Here is a 17,094-nt window from a genome sequence, read left to right as displayed (position 1 = left end):
CGCCGCGACAGCTCAGTGTGCGCTGGTCCGGCATCCGCTGCGGCAACCTTGACGCCTGGGTTGCGACGTCGAAGACTCATGCACAGTCGATATCGACAGGACGCTCGAAGGCCGAAACCTTAGCTCAGTTTCACTCATGGAGAGCCTTGCGCCCCGGCCTGATGATGGCGCCACGGGCGTAACTGAGGATAGATTTTGCGGTTCTGGCGAGCAGTGTCCTACCATTCAACCTGACACGAAGTATAAGTTTTGCTACACGATTAGGTAAGAAGATCATAGAGATCGCCGCGCTCAAGGTCATCAATCTCCTCGCCGAACCGTACCATTTCGGAAAATATTCCGCCAGCTCGACTACCTGTTTCAACGTGAGTTTTTCCCCAGAAACAATATTGATGTATATCTGGTCTCTCAAGTATATATAATTTTTGCGACTCCCAATAATGTCATGGTCAATTTTTCTGACGGAAAGTATATGCTTCAAATGTTCCAAACGATTGGAAAATCGTTCTTGACTGTATTGAAGCCGCTCGACTGAAGGTAAGCGCCCGGTCGAGGACATATTTTTATCGTGAACCCTATAGTATCCCAGCGCCTCGTTGAACGTGTAGATTTCGCCCATGAACGGAGCCGCGATAAGGATTACACCGTCCACCGTATCATAGGATGCCTCCCGAAGAAGATCGCACACGTCTCTTCGAAAAATATTCCCCGAGGTCGGAGGCGAAACATATGCTCCTGTTTCAGATATGTCCTGAATGTAGGAATTTTTGGTTTTTTGAGCGCTCAGATCAGGGAAAATTCTACCTTGCTCATCCCCTTTTTCATCGATTATTGACAAGGGAAACTGGAGCTTAGAGTATTTGTCATCCAATGCCCCGACAATTTTCCGTAAAGCCCCTGAAGAAAGCTTATCGTCAGCATCCAAGAACAGAACGTGCCTCGCTGTCGTATTATCTAAGCCGAGTACGCAGGCGCTTACAGGACCGCCGTTTTCCTTACGTAGACATTTTACCCCAGTGCCCTGAATCAAAGTCCACGAACTGTCTGTCGATCCATCGTCCACGACGACCAGTTCACAGTCATCAGGGAGTTGTAAACTCACACTTTCGATCGCTTCGACTATATATTTCTCGTAATTATAACAGTTGACAATGATCGCGAGCTTCTTTGCACCCATCTGTCGGCTCCCAGTTCAGCCACTGAAACCCCGGGGGCCCAGCCGCGAATCATTCGCATCTGAATCTATCTTCGACTGCAAATACGGCAAATATCACTCATACGGATACAGGGAATTTTGCTGAAGATTTGTTGGCGACCAATTCAGATCAAGCGAATTAATTTTCGGTCTCAGCTCTCGATTTTCGACTCAATCCAACATCATCGCGTAGACAAATTATTTCATTATTTCTCAATCGCCATCGAATGTTCGGATCTACGTGACAAAAAGTCTAAATCGAGCCTTGATAACCTCCATCTTCGGAAACAATGCTACGCTCATTTGACAATATAGCCCCGAAATACCCGATTGAGCGGTCCGCAACGATTGTGTGGCCGAGAGAAATTCGACGCCTGATCGAGCGCCACCCTCCTTTCAACGTTATAGAGGGTGTGGTTGTAGACATCGACACCGTGAGGCAGCACGCCCCGCTCGTTCATGCCGGTGGACACCGTCCGCCGCAGATCGTTCAACCGCCACTCCGTTACGCCAGACCGCTTGTTTGTCGCGGCCTTCGCGTTCAAGAATCCCGAGAATCTGGCGGCGCCCCCACCGAACAGGAGCGGCCAGCCAGCACTGGGCTGGACCTTTGCGAGCAGGTCGAGGCGCGGGACAGTGGCACGTCGAGCAGCAGACTATTCTTGGTCCGCTGGCCCGGTAGTCGCCAGATGCCGCTCGCCAGATCAAGCTCGGCCCGCGTCATGCCCGCCACCTCCTCGCGGCGCTGACCGGTCCGCGTTCGCGAGCGGACGATGCGGCCGAAGTCGTCATCCCGACAAGCCTTCAACGCAGCCTTGATCTCGTCGGGCAAGAGCAATCCGGCAGCCCTTCTCCTCCTGAGCCGTCTCGATCGTGCCGACTACGGGGTTGGGCTCGGCCCTGCCGTTCCCGATCAGCCACGCATAGATGGCTGAGAGCGTGGCCCGCACCCTTTTCGCCGCGTCCGGCTCGTTCTCCTTCAAGATCACCCCGAGGCGCTCGGCGGCTGTCGCCCGGCTCACAGCGTGAAGCGGCTCGCGCAGCTTCCAAGTGGCTGCTCAGTGTTCGACCCGGACGTCACGACGGCCCACGCCTTGGCGCGTCGCTCCTCGGCGCGCGGATCCGACCCGACTTGGCCAGCACCGGCCGCTCGCTCGCCGCTCGCCAGGCATCGGTCGACGAGAGCAGCAAGACCCGGCCGAGGGTGTCCCGCTTGGTCTGATCGATCGCGTTGCGGCATTGGACGATCCGCTGCCGCGAGCCGCCCGCGCCGACGCGCAGGCCGAAGCCAGGGAAGTCGTCGAACACGACCAGGCGTTCTTTCCCGGCCGAGAATTCGCGGCGGCAGCGGTCTGTTCGGCGAGGCGACTTCCGGCAAGCACGCAGAGCGACTTCAGCGGTGCCCCGCGTTGGACAATCGGCGGGTCCATCGATTTCAAGAGCGCGCTCAAGCTGTCGGCGACGCCGGCAAGCAGAACATGCGCGTCTCGGCGCCCGGAGCGTCGTCCTCTTACGCAGCGGGTCCGAAGTTCGAACCCCAGCGCGCCCACCGAGCCTTCGAGGACCATGGCCGAACGGCTCGGCAGCGTACTCCGCCAACCTTTCTTGCCTTCGGCGCGTCCTACGAAGGTGCGGCGCGTTTTCCGATCTCGACGTGGGGGCGCCGTCCCGGTTAGCTGGTGTGGCACGGATCGGAGGGTCAGGAGGGAGCTGTGACAGGAGTTCGGCTGCGCGTGTCCGCCCCAAGGTGTCGTGCCCGCGCCGGTCGCGCCGGCGTAACGCCCTGCATGTCCGGCGGAGAGCGGGATCGGGAAGGCACATGACGTCCACCGCTCTCGCCGTGATGATGGCCGGCGTGCTGGGGGCCTTCTGCACGATCGTGTTCGCGGTCGACTGGGTACCGGGCTCCGTCGTTGGATTGCCGAACCTGCCGAGCCGGCGGGTGATTGGCCTGTGGGTCTACAACGGCGTTCTCTGCCTCGCCCTGGCCGCTTGGTTGGTGTGCACGTATTTCTGCACCGTCGACGGCTACGACGACATTCCCGCGGTGCGCGACAGCTACTGCAGGCCGCACGCGACCGTGGGCGCGTGACCGGCGCTACTCCGGGCTCGGCGGGGTGCCGCGGCCCGCACGGGGGCCACCCTGAAAGTCGGGTCCGCGGCGGCGCGGTACGGGTCGGGGCATGATCATCCGTCCGCCGCGCGGCACGCCGACGGCGCTGGATCGGCCGGTGACGTCCGGCCGGAATGCCCGGCGCGGATCTGCTAGCTGAGCTTGTCGTCGGGCTCCGTGGGCTCCACGCTCGTGCCCAGCGCACCGCCCGCGGGCGGATCGGTCCGACCGCGCTGGTCCCGGCCCGAGACTCCGTCCGTCTCGCCCGCCCGCTGCCCATGCGGGTGCAGCGCGTGACGGTTGGCGCGGGCCATCTCCTTGTGGGTCGGGATGGACCGCCACGGCGCGGAAGCGGTCCCCAGGCGAAGCGTTGAAGGGGACCGCGTTAGGAACACCGCGAGCAGGACCCACGGAATGACGAACACGGCGAACGCGGTGAGGCCCATGGCGATCCTCCGGAGAATTCAGCAGTAACGGTTGAAACTCCGGCGACTCAGTACTGATCCCGCAAACCTCACTTTAATCGATACTGCACCGCAGCGCGTTCTTCGGCGCGAACGACGCGGAACACGATCGATCCGATTGACCGGAGGACCGCCGCGGGCAATGCGGCGCGCGACGCGTGCTCATGGCACGCCTTCGTCCATCGGCAGGCCCTGTGCCGGCCGCGGTGGGTGACCTCAGCCCGGCGGCCGCGTGCGGACCGTCGTGAGTTCCTCGCGCAGATAGGGCGCCGTGCGGCCGGCCGCGGCCGCGGCGACGATCTCGGGCCGGCCGGCGGCCACGACGGTGCCGCCCTGGTCGCCGCCGCCGGGGCCCATATCGATCACGTGGTCGGCCCGGGCGACGACGCGCATGTCGTGCTCGACCATGACGACGGTGTTGCCCGCGTCGACCAGACCGTTGAGCTGAACCATGAGGCGGTCGACGTCGGTCGGGTGCAGGCCGGTCGTCGGCTCGTCGAGGACGTAGAGCGTGCCGCCGCGCTGCCCGCGCTGCAGCTCGGTGGCGAGCTTGATGCGCTGGGCCTCTCCACCGGAGAGTTCGGTCGCAGGCTGGCCGAGCCGCAGGTAGCCGAGGCCGAGATCGCGCAGCACGGTGAGCGGCCGCAGCACGGACGGCTCGTCCGCGAAGGCCGCGCAGGCCCGGTCGACGGTCAGCGCGAGCACGTCCGCGATGCTCAGCCCGTTCCACGTCACCGCCAGCGTCTCCGGCGCGTAGCGCGTGCCGTGGCAGGTCGGGCAGGGGGCGTAGACGCTCGGCATGAAGAGCAGCTCGACGCTGACGAAGCCCTCGCCCTCGCAGGCCGGGCAGCGCCCCTTGGCCACATTGAAGGAGAAGCGGCCCGCATCGTAGCGGCGCCGCCGAGCCTCCGGGGTCGCGGCGAACAGCTTGCGGACGGCGTCGAACAGGCCCGTGTAGGTGGCGAGGTTCGAGCGCGGCGTGCGCCCGATGGGCTTCTGGTCGACCTGCACCAGGCGCCCGATCCCGTCCATGCCGCCGGCGATGCGGCCCTCCGTCGGGCCCGGCACCTCGTCCAGGGGATCGTCCGGCTCGTCCTCGGTCTTCACCGGCCGGCCGAGACGCTCGCCGACCAGCTCGAGCAGGGCCTGACTGACCAAGCTCGACTTCCCGGAGCCCGAGACGCCGGTCACGGCGGTGAGACACCCGATCGGGAAGGGGACCGAGACGCCCTTCAGGTTGTTGCGAACGATGCCTTCGAGGCGCAGCCACCCCGCGGGCTCCCGCGACGGCCGCGGGGGCGCCTCCACCAGCCCGAACAGGTAGAGCCGCGTCCGGGACGCCGCGACGTCACGCAGGCCCTCCGGCGGCCCGCTGTAGAGGATCGTGCCGCCGTTCTCGCCCGCTTCCGGCCCGACGTCGACCAGCCAGTCGGCGCGGCGCATGGTGCCGATGTCGTGCTCGACGACGAAGAGCGAATTGCCCGCGGCGCGCAGCTCGGCCAGCGCGTCGTGCATGGCGTCCCCGTCGGCGGGGTGCAGACCGGCCGTGGGCTCGTCGAGCACGTAGACGACGCCGAACAGCTGCGAGCGCAGCTGGGTCGCGAGGCGGAGGCGCTGCAGCTCACCCGACGACAGGGTCGTGGTCACACGGTCCAGCGAGAGGTAGCCCAGGCCCAGATCCGCGAGCGTCCCGATGCGCGGGATGAGGTCCGAGGCCAGGCGCTGGGCGGCGAGGCGCTTCTCGATCGACAGATTCGGCGTGACGCGCACGTCCGGCGCGCCCGCATGGGCCGAGCCACCGGACGCGGCACGCTCGGCGCGGTCCTTCCGGCCCACCGCGCGGTCGAGGGTGGCGGGTGCGGCGTCGGCCTCGGGCTGCTGGTCCTCGGCCGCCGGCCTCAGGGCCTCGGCGAGCGCCGAGAGCGGCATGCGCGAGAGCGCGCCGATATCCAGCCCGGCGAACGTGACCGAAAGCGCCTCGGGCTTCAGCCGCTTGCCGTGGCAGGCCGGGCAATCCTCGCTCACGAGGTAGCGCGCGGCGCGGCGGCGCATCAGCGCGCTCTGCGAGTTGGTGAAGGTGCCGAGCACGTGGCGGCGGGCGCTGGTGAAGGTGCCCATGTAGCTCGGCTCCAGGCCGCGGCGGCGGGCGAGCCGCGTCTGCTCCGGGGTGAGGCCGGCATAGACCGGCTCCTGCGGCTGCTCGTCCGTGAACAGGATCCAGTCCCGGAGCCTCCGGGGCAGCGCTTTCCAGGGCGTGTCGACGTCGACGCCCCGGCTGACAAGGATGTCCCGCAGGTTCTGGCCGCCCCAGGCCTGCGGCCAGGCCGCGACGGCCCGCTCGCGGATCGTCAGGGACGGGTCCGGCACCATCGAGGCTTCCGTGGCTTGGTAGACCCGCCCGAGGCCGCCGCAGGACGGGCAGGCGCCCTGCGGCGTGTTGGGCGAGAAATCCTCGGCGTAGAGCATCGGCTGGCCGGGCGGGTAGGTGCCGGCGCGCGAGTACATCAGGCGCACGAGGCTCGACAGGGTCGTGACGCTGCCGACCGACGAGCGCGCGCTCGGGGTGCCGCGCTGCTGCTGGAGCGCGACAGCGGGCGGGAGGCCCTCGATCGCGTCGACGTCGGGGACGCCGACCTGGTCGATCATCCGCCGCGCGTAGGGCGCGACCGATTCGAAGTAGCGGCGCTGCGCCTCCGCGTAGAGAGTGCCGAAGGCCAGCGAGGACTTGCCGGATCCGGAGACACCCGTGAACACAACGAGCGCGTCGCGCGGCATCTCCACGTCGATGTCGCGCAGGTTGTGCTCCCGCGCGCCCCGGACCGTGACGTAGCCCGTCCGCCCCGCGCCCGCCCGCGCGATCGTCGTCTCGCGCCGGGGTTTCGCTTGGTCCATGAGCAGCCTTCTTGGAGGAGGCCGGCGCCCCCGCGGATCGTGAAATCGGGAGACCGGAGACCGGCGCGGGCGACGGGGCCGTCACCGCGCGGGCCGCCGTGGCGACCCGTATACCGTCCGGCCCACAAACCGAAGCCGGACCGCGCCGGGAACGCGTCAGACAGCTGGCCTCGCGGGGTAGCGACCGGGATAGCACGGTCGCAGGCGTGGACCGTCGCCGCAGCACCACCGGACCGGATCAGGTCTCGGGCCTTCTCCTCGCTCATGGCGACCGGCGGCCCGAGACGTGGGGTGCGGTCGACGGCCTGGCGATTTTCCGAAGGCGGGCGCAGAACGTGTGGGCGCCCCGTCGAGGAACCGAGCATGGTCAACGAGCACGTCGCGATCCGGACCGAGGACGGCGTATGCGGGACGCACGTCGTCGCGCCGGACGGCGCGGGGCCCTGGCCGGCCGTGATCCTGTACATGGATGCCGGCGGTATCCGACCGGCCCTCGTCGACATGGCGGGGCGGCTCGCGACCGGCGGCTATCTCGTTCTGTTACCGGATCTCTTCTACCGCTACGGGCCCTATGGCCCCTTCGTCCCCGCGGACGTGTTCAAAGGCGATTTCCGAGCGATCCTCGGCCCGCTGATGGCGACGACGGACAATCTCAAGGCCGCGACCGATACAGCGGCGTTCCTCGCCTATCTCGACACGCGCGACGACGTCGCGGGGCGCGCGGTCGGGGCGGTAGGCTTCTGCATGGGCGGCCGCATGGCCATCACGGCGGCCGGCACGTATCCGGACCGGTTCGCCGCCGTCGCCAGCTTCCACGGCGGCAATCTCGCGACCGAGGAACCCGCGAGCCCGCATCGTCTGGCGCCCGCGCTGAGGGCCGAGATGTATATCGCGGCCGCCGAGAACGACGGAAGCTACCCGTCCGCGATGGCCGAGCGGCTGGAGACGGCGCTGTCGCGAGCCGGTGTTCGGTATGCGGCGGAGACCTATCCCGCCGCGCACGGCTGGATGATGCCGGACTTCCCCGTCCACGATCGCGCGGTCGCGGAGCGCGGCTGGGCGGCGATGGGCGCCCTGTTCGACCGCGTGCTGCGCAGCAAGGGTTGAGCGCGGCCGCGTCGCTAAGCGGCCACCGGCAGCCGCAGCACGTCGTCCATCGTGATCGGCCGGCCGGCCTCGCAGCAGAGATGGAGCAGTGTGGACTGGCGGAACCGCAGGTCGCCGGTCACCTCCTCGCCGAGCCAAGCGGGCTTGCTGAAGGACTGATCGGCCCGCGCGAGCTCGACCTCGGCCAGGACCATCCCGGCCAGCGAACCCTGGAAGACGTCGACCTCCCAGGTCAGTCCGTCGTGCGGCACGCAGTAGCGGATCTTCTCGATCACGTTGCCGGTGCACACCTGATCGACCATGGCGGCGCCGTCGGCATGCGGGATCTCGTACTCGAACTCCGCGCGAGCGATGCCTTCGCGCGCGCCCTTGACCGTCAGCCAGGCACGCTCGCCGTCGAGCCGCACCCGGACCTTCCCGCGCGCGAAATGACCGACCAGGCCGTCCTTCAGGTGCCGAATGGATGTGGCCGCGTCGCGCCAGCCCGCGCCTGCCACGAGGAACTTCCGCTCGATCTCTAACCGCATCCACGCGTCCATTGCTTCGGCCGGACGCCTCGTAGCCCATCGGGACCGCCGAGTCAGGCGGACTGGGGCATCCGGTGCGGACGCACGGGAACGGGACTCGGCCTCGACGCAGATGTGCCGCTCACCGTTGCGGCAGAACGATCGTCAGCCTCTCGGATCGCCGTCGATCCGGCGACGTCGTGCCCGGGCGCGAACCGTGCCGTCGGCGTGACCGAGTCGATGATCGCGGGAGCGTAAGAACAAGCGGCGCCGCCGCGAACGATGCGCCTGCGAAGGAACGCGGCCGTTCCTGCACAATATGTTCTCATCGCTGTCTAAATCGATGCCAATGCTGCAGTGCATTGTGAATTCATGACGGGAAAATTCCGGACGTGTCGTCTTCCCGCCAGAAAGCGTCGCAGAAAGGCAAGCCCGTGAGGGGGCCGCCGGTAGCTTTTCTTTGTCATTGATAAAAGGCTTGCTAGGCTCGGGGCAACAAGTGACGACTGGAAGATGCAGTAGATCGCAGAGGTCGTAACCACATGGGGCGTATTACCTTAGCGGTCGTGAGCTAGATCTTCGGCTGGAGCTGCGCGAGGGCCTCGCGACCCGGGACCGAGATGATGCACGTGCACCGGGCCGAGAAGGGCTACAACATCGTCGGCCAGGAGACGGACGGGACCGTCACCCCGGACGATGTCGGGCTGGCCGGCATGATCGCCAAGGCGAAGACGGACTTCGTCGGTAAGCGCTCGCTCGCCCGGCCCGACGGGGTCGCCTCCGGCCGCAAGCAGCTGATCGGGCTCGTCACCGACGACCCGCGATGCGTCCTCGACGAGGGCGCCCAGGTCGTCGCCGACCCGAACCAGCCGATCCCGATGCGGAGGCTCGGCCACGTCACCTCGAGCTACTGGAGCGCGAATTGCGACCGCTCCATCGCGCTGGCCCTCGTGACGGGCGGTCGCGACCTACTCGGCCGGACCCTCCACGTCACGACCCCGGACGGCTTCACCACCGCGACCGTGGCCGAGCCGGTGTTCTTCGATCCCAAGGGGGAGCGCATCCATGCTCGAGGCACGCTACCGCACCGCCCGGGCGCTCCCGCTCGGCCGCACCGAGGCGCCGGCCGGCGCCGGACTCCTGATCCGGCCGGCCGAAGCCGAGGCGCGCTTCTCCCTGCGCCTGCGCGGTCCCCGCACGTCGGCGGCCGGTTTCCCCCTCGACCGCCCGATCAACACCCTGTCAGGCGACGAGACCCGGTGGATCGCCCGCCTCGGCCCCGACGAGTGGCTGATCGGCGCGCCCGAGACCGATGCCGACATCCTGGCCGCCGCCGTGAGCACCGACCTCGCCGGCCGGACGCACGCCCTCGTGGACGTGTCGCACCGCAATGTCGGGATCGACGTCCGCGGGGACGCGGCCGCGATCGCCTTCAACGCCAGCTGCCCCCTCGGACCTCGGCGACGCCGCCTTCCCGGCGGGCAGCGCCACCCGCACGCTCCTCGGCAAGGCCGAGATCGTGCTGATCCGTCGCCCCGGCCCGGTCCCGACATACCGGGTTGAGTGCTGGCGGTCCTTCGCGACCTACGTGTATGGCTTGCTGCAGGAAGCCGCCTTCGGGGCCGGCCCGCTGGAGAGAGCCGCCGCGCGATGATCAGCGCCTTCGATCTGTTCAAGATCGGGATCGGCCCGTCGAGTTCCCACACGATCGGGCCCATGGTGGCCGCGCGCCGCTTCCGCGACCGCGTCGCCGGCCGGGCCGGCGTCGCGCGGGTGTCCGCGGAGATCTTCGGCTCCCTCGCCTGGACCGGGCGCGGCCACGGCACCGACGTGGCGATCTTCCTCGGCCTGCTCGGCCACGAGCCCGCGACCGTCGATCCGGACGCCGTGACGGGCTACACGCGAACCCTGGCCGAGACCGGCGCCATCGGCCTGCCGGGCGTCGCCTTCGACACGACGAAGGACCTTGTCTTCAACTTCGCCGAGGTCCTGCCCCGCCACACCAACGGCATGCGCTTCAGCGCCCTGGACGCCGACGGCGCCGTGCTGGACGAGGTGGTCTGCTACTCGGTCGGCGGCGGCTTCGTCGAGGAGGAGGGGGCGGGGGAGACCGGCGGCCTCGGCGCCGTCGCGGTGCCTCACCCGTTCGAGAGCGGTGCCGACCTGCTGCGGATCTGCGCCGAGACCGGCCTCACCATCGCGCAGGTGCAGATGGCCAACGAGCGCGCCCTGCGCACCGAGGCGGAGATCGAGGTCGGGCTCGACGCCGTCCGCGACGCCATGCTGGCCTGCATCAGTCGTGGCCTGCGCATGGACGGCGAGCTGCCCGGCGGCCTCAGGGTCCGGCGGCGCGCGAAGCGCCTGCACGAGACCCTCGAGGCGAACCGCCTCACGAACAGCCGGCCGGCCCACGAGATCATGGACTGGATCAGCCTGTTCGCCCTGGCGGTGAACGAGGAGAACGCGTCCGGCGGCCGGATCGTCACGGCGCCGACCAACGGTGCGGCCGGGATCGTGCCGGCGGTGCTGCGTTACATCATCGACTTCTATCCCGGCTGGAGCGAGGCGCGCGGCCGCGACTACCTCCTCGCCGCCGCGGCGATCGGCGGTCTGATCAAGCGCCGGGCCTCGATCTCGGGCGCCGAGGTCGGCTGCCAGGGCGAGGTCGGCTCCGCGGCCGCCATGGCGGCGGCCGGGCTCGCGTCCGTCCTCGGGGGCGACGCGCGGCAGGTCGCCAACGCCGCCGAGATCGCCATGGAGCACCATCTGGGCATGACCTGCGACCCGATCGGGGGGCTCGTCCAGATCCCCTGCATCGAGCGCAACGCCTTCGGTGCCAACAAGGCGGTGGCGGCCGCATCCCTCGCCCTCCACGGCGACGGGGTGCATTTCGTCAGCCTCGATCAGGTCATCGAGACGATGCGCCAGACCGGCCACGACATGCAGGCCAAGTACAAGGAAACCTCCCTCGGCGGCCTCGCGGTCAACGTGGCCGCCTGCTGAGCGCGACGTCCCGCGCGGCCTCGCAGGGGACCGTGTCAGGCCGCCTGCGACGCCCCCGGCAGCGCGAACGGCTCCGGCGCGTGCCCCTCCGCGCGGAGCGCGGCCAGTAGGTCGTCGGGCGCGAGGTTAAGGGTGCGCGTGCTCACCAGGGGATGGACGTTGATCCGCGCCTCTTCGAGCAGGCTGTCCTGGACGAAGATCCGCACGCTGCCCGGCGCGGCGTTGAGGGCGGCGAGCGGCGACACCGCGCCGCTCGCGACGCCGAGCTGCTCGCCGAGCGCCTCGGCACTGGCGAAGGACAGGCCGCCCCGCGCGCCGAGGACGGCCCGGAACGCCTTCAGGTCCACCTGCGCGTCGTGACGGAGCGTGGCCAGGAAGTACGTCTTCTTGCCGTCGCGCAGGAACAGGTTCTTGGTGTGCGCGCCGACGATGTCGCCGCAGGCCGCCATCATCGCCTCGACGGTCAGGACCGGCGCGTGCTCGTAGAGCTTGTAGGCGACCCCGAGCGCGCGCAGCCGGGCCAGGAGATCGTCGGAGGTCATAGCCATCGGGTTCCTCATCGGGATTCGCGGGCCGGCGGGCCGAGGACGCCGATCCGGCGCAGGTGAGCCAGAATCTCCGGGGCGGCCTCGTCGGGCTCGGGCCGGACGAGGAGGCGCCCGCCGCCGGACGCGGCCTCTCCGGTCGCCGCCCTCAGCCGCTCCGCCGCCGAGCCGCCGGACGGCGCACCTTTCACGATTTTCGGCCGGCGGCGATAGGGGCGCTCCTCGAAGACCGGGACGGGGGCCGCCGCCGCGGCCGGGTCGCCCGCAACGGTCTCGATCACGCCGTGCGGCGCCTGCCCGTAGGCGAAGGGGAGCGGCGCGGGCGCGTCGGGATGGATCGTGGCCAGGACCGGCCCGTGCAGGCGCACGCGGCGGCGGGCACCGCGGCCGAGGGTCTGGTCGAGGGACAATTCGCCCGCGTCGCCGGCCGCGAGGGCGCCGATATCGGGGATCAGGAGGCCGTCGAGGGCCTCCGCGACCGCGTAGGGAACCATCCCGGTCTCGTCGCCCCCCTGGCCGGGACGGCCCGCGAGGATCAGGCCGGGCGCCATCCCCGCGAGGCGCGTGGTAGAGGGCCGGCACCGGATCTGCCCCCGCCGGCACGCGGACGTGGACGATCCGGGACAGGCCGTGGCCCAGCGCGTCCGCGACGGCGGCCGCGGCCGGCCCGGCGTGGAGGCCCACGGCCTCGCCGAGGCCCGTCGCGAGGCGGATCGCTTGAGCCTCCAGCCGCGGCAGGGCCGTCGCGCCCGAGACCGGATGCCGTCCCGCGGAGAGGAGCACGACGCTGGTCACGGGCTGCCCACCGGGCACGCGGCTTCCTCGGCCAGGAGCCGCAGCAGGGCGGGCATGACCGCCTGCGCGTCCTGCACGATGGCGAGGCCCGCCCGCTCGATCATCGCCGCGTGCAGGTCGGTGTTGACTGCCACGACGTGCTCGCAGCCCGCGACACCCTGCAGGTGCTGCGGCGCGCCCGAGATACCGAGGGCGAGGTAGCAGGTCGCCGCCAGGATGGTGCTGGAGGCGCCGACCTGGGTCCGGCGCGGCATCTGCCCGGAATCGCACAGGACCCGGCTCGCGCGGAGCGCCGCGACGAGCTGCCGGAACGCGTCGAGGTCGGTGACGCCGCTACCCGCCGCGGTGACGAACGCGGCGAGCGCGAGCGGCACCGTGGCGGGGTCTGCCGGGACGTGCCGCACCGAGAGGACCGCCGTCCCGGCGGGCGCGGGCTTCGCCACCGCGACCGCCAGCGGCCGAGCCTCCCAGGGCGGCCCGGCATACTCGGCCACCGCGTCCGGGGCCGCAGCGTCGAGCAGGCCCGGCGCGGCCCGCTGCTCGACGCTGCGGCCCCGCGCCGGGCGGACCAGCCCGGAGGCGGAGACGCCCTCGGCCTGGGTGAACAGCGGCGCGCCGAGCCGGACCGCGACCCGGCGGGCGACGTCGCCGCCGTCTATGGATTCCGGGAACAGGACGTGCCGCGGATCGAGCGCCGTCAGGGCCGCGGCGATCCGGGCGGCCCGGCCGGCGGGATCGTAGGCGCTATCGTGGAAGGCCCGCACGGCGCCGTCGTCGTCCCGGACGATCGCCACCGAGGTCTTGCCGATGTCGACGACCATGACGTCGCCGGCCTCCGGCACATCGGGCTCGACGCCGACGTAGATCCAGTGGCGGCCGAAGATGACCGCCATGTCGGCCTTGAAGACTTCGGGGCTCAGGTAGAACTCGGCCGGCAGGCTGTAGCCGCGACGGCGCTCGCGCCAGAGACGCTGCAGAGAGGTCGGCGTCACGTCGAGCATGGGACCTCCGGAGCCATTCAGGCCCCGAAACTATCGTCGCCGGACCGGCCGCCCGCTGCCACGCCAGCGACACTCGCTTGGTCAACGGCGACGTGGCGTGGACCGGCCCGTGCCGAGGGCCGGGGCGCCGCTACTCGGCGGCCGACCGCGTGACGGTCTCCGCCCCGTCGTCCACGCCGAAGCGCGCGATGCTGTCCTCCAGCCGCAGCGCGGCGTTGATCAGGGCCATGTGGGAGAAGCCCTGCGGCGTGTTCCCGCGCTGCGCCCCGGTGGCCGGGTCGATCTCCTCGGCGAGCAGCCCGACATCGTTGCACCGGGCGATCAGGCGCTCGAAGGCGGCCCTGGCCTCGCTGGTCCGCCCGTCAAGGGCGAGGCAGCCGACCCGCCAGAAGGCGCAGGCCGTGAACGTGCCCTCGTCGCCCTCCAGGCCGTCCTCCATGCGGTAGCGGTAGATCAGGTCGCCGGCGCCCAGCTCGCGCTCGACCGCCGCCAGGGTCGCGCGCATGCGCGGCTCCCGCGGGTCGAGGGCCCCGAACAGGGCGACGCGCAGGACCGCGGCGTCGAGATGGTGCGAGTCGTAGGCGCCGACATAGGCCCGCTTCTCGGCGCTCCAGCCCTTCTCGAGGTATTCCGACCGGATCTCGGCGGCGACCCGCTCCCACTCGGCGATCCTCGTCTCCGGCACGCCCGCGATGTTGCGGGCGATCCGGGCCGCGTCCCGCAGCGCGACCCAGAGCATCGCCTTGGTGTGGACCTGCTGGCGCGGCCCGGTGCGCAGCTCCCAGATGCCGTTATCCGCGTCGTGGCGGTGACGGATGGCCCGGGCAGTGAGGTTGTCCAGCACCTCCGGCAGCCGGTCGTTGACCTTCTCGGGCGGGTCGTAATCCACCGCCTCGAGGAAGACGCACAGGGCCCGGAGCAGCTCGCCGTAGATGTCGTGCTGGTCCTGGCACTCGGCGATGTTGCCGATCACCACCGGCCCCACGCCGTTCCAGCCGGCGAGGTGGCTCAATTCCTCCTCCGGCTGCATGTCGCCGGCGATGCCGTACATGAGCCGCGTCTCCCGCCCGAAGGTGCCGTCGCGCTCGCGCAGGAAGCGCAGGAACTCGGACGCCTCGCGGACGTAGCCCAGCATCACGAAGGCGGTGACCGTGAAGGCGGCGTCCCGCATCCAAGTGAAGCGGTAATCGTAGTTGCGGTTGCCCGGCACCGCCTCGGGCAGGCCGGCCGTGGCCGCCGCCACGATCCCGCCGGAGGGCGAGTAGGTCAGCAGCTTCAGGCACAGGGCGGACCGCATCACCGCGTCCCGGTAGACGCCGCGATAGGTGCTGCGGGCGCTCCAGCGGCGCCAGTAATCGGCCGTCGTCTCCAGGCGCCGCCGGGCGCCGGCGAAATCGTCGATGCAGGCGTCGTCCTGGTCCTCGCCGTGAGTGAGGACCAGATAGGCCGTCTCGCCCTCCGCGAGGTCGAACCGGACCTCGGCCGCGTCCCCCGCGAGGGTCGGGCACGCGTGCGCGTTGACCCGCACGCGCCAGTCCCCGGCCTCGAACAGGACCGACCCGCCCTCGACCAGCGGGGTGCAGGGGCGGCGGGCGTAGTCGAAGGTCGGGCGGACCCGGAACACGCCCGAGACCCGGCCCTGCTCGCAGGTCAGCAGCCGGATCAGGCGGCTCTCGCTCTCGCCGTCCGGCCCCTCGTCGGGCTCCGGGCTCGGCGGGTTGACCGGCATCAGGTCGACGAGGCGCGCCCGGCCGGTCTCCGTGGTGAAGGTCGTCTCCAGGATGTTGGTGTCGGGCAGGTAGCGGCGCGCGCTCCCGGTCGGGCCGTCGAGGGCGAGGCTGCACGCCCCGCCCTTGTCGTCGTCGAGGAGCTTCACGAACAGCGCCGGCGAATCGTGGCGCGGCCAGCACAGCCAGTCGATGGAGCCGTCCCGGGCGATCAGCGCGCAGGAATGAGTGTCGCCGATGAGGGCGTAATCGCTGATGGGCTTCGACACGGGGCTTCCGGATGGCGGCACCCGGTCCGCCGGGCAGGACAGAGTCCTGAGGTAGCCGGGCGGCGCCGGGCGGGGAGTCCCGATCGACGATTCGCCGCACGGCCGCGCGCGATCGCTCCCGGTCGGTCAGGCCCCGGGCCGCGGCAGCATGCGGTCGCTGATGATCCGCCGCTGGATCTCGCTCGTGCCCTCGAAGATCGTCGTCAGCCGCGCGTCGCGCCAGTAGCGCTCGACCCGGTGCTCGGTGGTGTAGCCGTTGCCGCCGTGGAGCTGCATCGCCTGGTTGGTGACCCGAACCGCCATCTCGGTGGCCAAGAGCTTCACCATCGCCGACTCGCTCTCGGCGGCCTCGCCCTGGTCGAGGAGGTGGGCGACCTGATGCCAGAAGGCCCGCGCCTGCGCGACCTCGGCGGCCATGTCGGCCAGCGCGAAGCGCAGCGCCTGGAAGTCGCCGATCGGGTGTCCGAACTGGACGCGCTCCTGCAGGTAGCTCTGGCAATCCTCGACCGCCGCGCGTGCGACGCCGACGGCCCGGGCCGCCGTGTGCACCCGGGCGATGTTGAGGCCGCGCTGGACGGCGGCGAACCCGCCGGAATCCGCGTCCGCCCCCTGGTCGCCGTAGAGCCCGGTGAGCCGGTCGCTCTCGGGCACGCACACGTCCTCCAGCCTGAGCTCGAAGGTCTGGAAGCCGTGATAGCCGATCTTGTCGATCACCCGGCCGGTCACGCCGGGCGGGAATCTGTCGCGCTCCTTGAGCACGAGGAACGGCTCGAGGCCGGCCGAGCGCGACTCGCCCGGCTCCGGGTCGCGGGTCCGGGCCAGGACCTCGATGAAGTCGGCGCCCTTGGCGAATCCCGCCCAGCGCTTGGTCCCGGTGATCCGCCACCGGTCGCCGTCGCGCACCGCGCGGGTCTGCACGCCGGCGAGGTCGGACCCGGCATCGGGTTCCGACAGCGAGATCGAGCCGATCCACTGCCCCCGGGCCGAGCGCCGGATCAGCTCCGCCCGGCGCTCCGGGTCGAGGGTCTGGGTGCCGAGGCCCTGACCGCGGGCCAGGATGCTGCCCACCGAGAGCCAGGCCCGGGCCAGCTCCTCCGAGACGAGGCAGTACTCGAACACGCCGAGCCCGAGGCCGCCGTGCTCCGCCGGGATCGTGATCCCGAACCAGCCCTTCTCGGCCATGGCGTCGATGAGCGACCGCGGCATCTCGGCCTTGTGACGGTCGAGCTCATCGGCGAGCGGCAGGACGGTGTCGCGGGCGAAGGCCCGGGCCTCGTCCTGCAGCGCCGCCCGCGCCTCGGTGCGCCAGGGCGAGGCGAGTTCCGGCGGCTTCGGCGCGATCAGGTCCTTCCGATCCTCGGTTCCGGTCATCGTTCCCCCCTGCGATGTGACGCCGTGCGGCAACTCAGTTCAGGTCCGTGCGGGAAACACGCGCTTACAAAATGGTTCCGTGCCCCATCTTCGAATAATCGGCGGA

The 17,094-nt window shown here is 69.8% G+C and carries 15 protein-coding genes and 2 pseudogenes; 5 read left to right on the top strand and 12 right to left on the bottom strand.

The window, feature by feature from the left end:
- Positions 1 to 130: 130 nt before the first annotated feature.
- The 4 genes from BM419_RS19895 to BM419_RS19890 form a co-directional block, all read right to left on the bottom strand.
- A complete protein-coding gene (locus tag BM419_RS19895; RefSeq protein WP_091927452.1) occupies positions 131 to 1,177 on the bottom strand; it encodes a glycosyltransferase family 2 protein in 1,047 nt (348 codons plus the stop codon).
- 317 nt (positions 1,178 to 1,494) lie between these two features.
- Positions 1,495 to 1,689 carry a hypothetical protein gene (locus BM419_RS31965; protein ID WP_139257082.1) on the bottom strand — a complete coding sequence of 65 codons (195 nt, stop codon included), beginning with the start codon at positions 1,687 to 1,689 and terminating at the stop codon, positions 1,495 to 1,497.
- Between the two features lie 47 nt (positions 1,690 to 1,736).
- A complete protein-coding gene (locus tag BM419_RS31960; protein WP_139257081.1) occupies positions 1,737 to 2,027 on the bottom strand; it encodes a site-specific integrase in 291 nt (96 codons plus the stop codon).
- A gap of 245 nt (positions 2,028 to 2,272) precedes the next feature.
- A complete protein-coding gene (locus BM419_RS19890; RefSeq protein ID WP_091927451.1) occupies positions 2,273 to 2,503 on the bottom strand; it encodes a hypothetical protein in 231 nt (76 codons plus the stop codon).
- 511 nt (positions 2,504 to 3,014) lie between these two features.
- Between BM419_RS19890 and BM419_RS19885 the strand changes: the two genes are divergently transcribed.
- The gene (locus BM419_RS19885; RefSeq protein ID WP_020092139.1) at positions 3,015 to 3,287 is read left to right on the top strand and encodes a hypothetical protein; all 273 of its coding nucleotides are present in this window, start codon (positions 3,015 to 3,017) and stop codon (positions 3,285 to 3,287) included.
- Between the two features lie 173 nt (positions 3,288 to 3,460).
- Here the strand turns inward: BM419_RS19885 and BM419_RS19880 are convergent, their stop codons facing one another.
- Both BM419_RS19880 and BM419_RS19875 read right to left on the bottom strand, forming a co-directional pair.
- Complete coding sequence (locus tag BM419_RS19880) at positions 3,461 to 3,754, bottom strand: hypothetical protein (protein WP_020092140.1); 294 nt, start codon at positions 3,752 to 3,754, stop codon at positions 3,461 to 3,463.
- A 234-nt stretch (positions 3,755 to 3,988) separates the two neighbouring features.
- On the bottom strand, positions 3,989 to 6,664 hold the full coding sequence (locus BM419_RS19875) for an excinuclease ABC subunit UvrA (protein WP_091927450.1): 2,676 nt from the start codon (positions 6,662 to 6,664) through the stop codon (positions 3,989 to 3,991).
- Between the two features lie 363 nt (positions 6,665 to 7,027).
- On the opposite strand from BM419_RS19875, the gene BM419_RS19870 reads away from it, so the two are divergent.
- Positions 7,028 to 7,771, top strand: a complete 744-nt coding sequence (locus BM419_RS19870) for a dienelactone hydrolase family protein (protein ID WP_091927449.1) — start codon at positions 7,028 to 7,030, stop codon at positions 7,769 to 7,771.
- A gap of 14 nt (positions 7,772 to 7,785) precedes the next feature.
- Here the strand turns inward: BM419_RS19870 and BM419_RS19865 are convergent, their stop codons facing one another.
- A complete protein-coding gene (locus tag BM419_RS19865; protein WP_091677196.1) occupies positions 7,786 to 8,298 on the bottom strand; it encodes a CYTH domain-containing protein in 513 nt (170 codons plus the stop codon).
- A gap of 590 nt (positions 8,299 to 8,888) precedes the next feature.
- On the opposite strand from BM419_RS19865, the pseudogene BM419_RS19860 reads away from it, so the two are divergent.
- From BM419_RS19860 to BM419_RS19850, 3 genes and pseudogenes are all read left to right on the top strand, one after another.
- Positions 8,889 to 9,347: pseudogene (locus tag BM419_RS19860) on the top strand (glycine cleavage T C-terminal barrel domain-containing protein); the annotation flags it as partial.
- Positions 9,343 to 9,840, top strand: coding sequence for an aminomethyltransferase family protein (locus BM419_RS19855; RefSeq protein WP_244540805.1), 498 nt, complete (start codon positions 9,343 to 9,345; stop codon positions 9,838 to 9,840). The pseudogene BM419_RS19860 and the gene BM419_RS19855, both read left to right, overlap by 5 nt.
- 87 nt (positions 9,841 to 9,927) lie before the next feature.
- Positions 9,928 to 11,280, top strand: coding sequence for an L-serine ammonia-lyase (locus tag BM419_RS19850; protein ID WP_091927448.1), 1,353 nt, complete (start codon positions 9,928 to 9,930; stop codon positions 11,278 to 11,280).
- Between the two features lie 35 nt (positions 11,281 to 11,315).
- Here BM419_RS19850 and BM419_RS19845 read toward each other — a convergent pair whose 3' ends face one another.
- The 5 genes and pseudogenes from BM419_RS19845 to BM419_RS19820 all read right to left on the bottom strand — a co-directional run bounded on the left by BM419_RS19845 (position 11,316) and on the right by BM419_RS19820 (position 16,988).
- The gene (locus tag BM419_RS19845; RefSeq protein WP_091927447.1) at positions 11,316 to 11,828 is read right to left on the bottom strand and encodes a prolyl-tRNA synthetase associated domain-containing protein; all 513 of its coding nucleotides are present in this window, start codon (positions 11,826 to 11,828) and stop codon (positions 11,316 to 11,318) included.
- 8 nt (positions 11,829 to 11,836) lie between these two features.
- Positions 11,837 to 12,620 (bottom strand): annotated as a pseudogene (locus BM419_RS19840) (electron transfer flavoprotein subunit beta).
- Positions 12,617 to 13,621: an FAD-binding protein gene (locus BM419_RS19835; protein WP_244540804.1), complete on the bottom strand. Its 1,005-nt coding sequence runs from the start codon at positions 13,619 to 13,621 to the stop codon at positions 12,617 to 12,619. Before BM419_RS19835 ends, BM419_RS19840 begins: the two are co-directional and overlap by 4 nt.
- 130 nt (positions 13,622 to 13,751) lie before the next feature.
- The gene (locus BM419_RS19825; protein ID WP_091927446.1) at positions 13,752 to 15,617 is read right to left on the bottom strand and encodes a glycoside hydrolase family 15 protein; all 1,866 of its coding nucleotides are present in this window, start codon (positions 15,615 to 15,617) and stop codon (positions 13,752 to 13,754) included.
- 126 nt (positions 15,618 to 15,743) lie between these two features.
- The gene (locus BM419_RS19820) at positions 15,744 to 16,988 is read right to left on the bottom strand and encodes an acyl-CoA dehydrogenase family protein (RefSeq protein ID WP_091927445.1); all 1,245 of its coding nucleotides are present in this window, start codon (positions 16,986 to 16,988) and stop codon (positions 15,744 to 15,746) included.
- Positions 16,989 to 17,094 lie beyond the last annotated feature (106 nt).

It is taken from the genome of Methylobacterium sp. yr668 (assembly GCF_900116245.1).
In the GTDB taxonomy this organism is placed as follows: Bacteria; Pseudomonadota; Alphaproteobacteria; order Rhizobiales; family Beijerinckiaceae; genus Methylobacterium.
The sequence above is the reverse complement of the archived record's forward strand: the minus strand, read 5'-3'. Positions and strand labels throughout refer to the sequence as shown.